This is a genomic window from Streptomyces hygroscopicus (assembly GCF_026168105.1).
Classification (GTDB): domain Bacteria; phylum Actinomycetota; class Actinomycetes; order Streptomycetales; family Streptomycetaceae; genus Streptomyces; species Streptomyces hygroscopicus_D.
The window spans coordinates 1-1,166 of the sequence record NZ_LBMW01000156.1 but is presented as its reverse complement, the minus strand read 5'-3'; the positions used below and the strand labels follow the sequence as shown (position 1 = coordinate 1,166).

At 66.0% G+C, this 1,166-nt stretch carries 3 protein-coding genes; 2 read left to right on the top strand and 1 reads right to left on the bottom strand.

What is annotated here, in order from left to right:
- On the bottom strand, positions 1-388 hold a 388-nt coding region (locus AAW14_RS39370; RefSeq protein ID WP_265569268.1), incomplete at its 3' end, for a MarR family winged helix-turn-helix transcriptional regulator.
- 129 nt (positions 389-517) lie between these two features.
- Between AAW14_RS39370 and AAW14_RS39365 the strand changes: the two genes are divergently transcribed.
- Together AAW14_RS39365 and AAW14_RS39360 are read left to right on the top strand one after the other, a co-directional pair.
- Complete coding sequence (locus tag AAW14_RS39365) at positions 518-931, top strand: DMT family transporter (protein WP_240495231.1); 414 nt, start codon at positions 518-520, stop codon at positions 929-931.
- Positions 932-1,004: 73 nt separating this feature from the next.
- Positions 1,005-1,166: SMR family transporter (locus AAW14_RS39360; RefSeq protein ID WP_265569269.1), on the top strand; the 162-nt coding region annotated here is incomplete at its 3' end.

The window sequence follows — 1,166 nt, the reverse complement described above, 5'->3', positions numbered from 1 at the left end:
TGAGCGCGCCGGAGAGCACTTCCGCGTAGGTGGCGCGGGCGGCCACATAGCGGCTGCGGCCCTCGTCGGTGATCACCGCGTAGACCCCTCGCTTGTCCGAGGGACAGAGGTCCTTGAAGGCGTAACCAGCACCTTTCAGCCGCTCGACGAGCCGGGTGACCGAAGACTGCCCCAGCCCGATCTTGTCGGCGAGCTCCTGCATGCGCAGCTCGCTGGTGGGTGAGGAGGACAGGTTCTCCAGCGCCCGGTACTCCGAGAGGCCGATGCCGTGCCGGCGCTGGAGCGCGTTGGCGAGCTCCCGCTCCACCCGCGCGTGGAGGGTGAGGACGCGGTCCCAGACGGCCTGGTCCGAGGTGGGGGCGGGAGACGCGGTGGTGGCGTTGTTCATGTACCTCTCCTCAAAAGGGGGTTTGACAACAGGTTATATGACCATGCAAGATCCTAGCTAACTCCGTGCCGTACTTAGGAGCTTCATGATCCTAAGGAACTTGCACGCACAAACAACAATGGAGGCATAGTGTCCGCCGAGCAGACACAGAAGAACCAGAACATCGGCTGGGCCTGGCTGCTGTTCTCGTCGCTCTTCGAGATCACCTTCGCCCTCTCCACCGAGGCCACCCACGCCTTCACCCGCCTCGGCCCCTCGCTCCTCACGGCCGCGGCCGCCGCGTGCGGCATCTACACGCTTTCCCAGGCCCTCAAGTACGTCGACGTCGGCGTCGGCTACACGGTCTGGGCCGGCATCGGCGGCGTCGGCACGGTCATCTTCGGCACCCTGATCTACGACGAGCCGATGACCATCTGGAAGGTCCTCGCCTTCGTCCTGATCATCGGCGGCGGCACCACGCTGCGCATCACGGACAAGATCGCCGCGGACAAGAAGGTCGCCGAGGAGCGCGTCGCGGAAGAGCGCGCCAAGGCCACGGTCTGACCCCGCTCCCCCGCTCCACCGCTTTCCGGCCCCGCCTCCCCACCCTCCTTTTCCAGTAGAGAGAGCCGCTCCCATGACCTGGGTCTACCTCGGTATCGCCATCGTCTTCGAGATCCTCTTCGCGCTCGGCACCAACGCCACACAGGGCTTCACCAAGCTGTGGCCCAGCGTGCTGACCCTGCTCGCCGCGGCCGGCGGCATCTACAACCTGTCCCACGCCCTGCTGGAGCTGGAC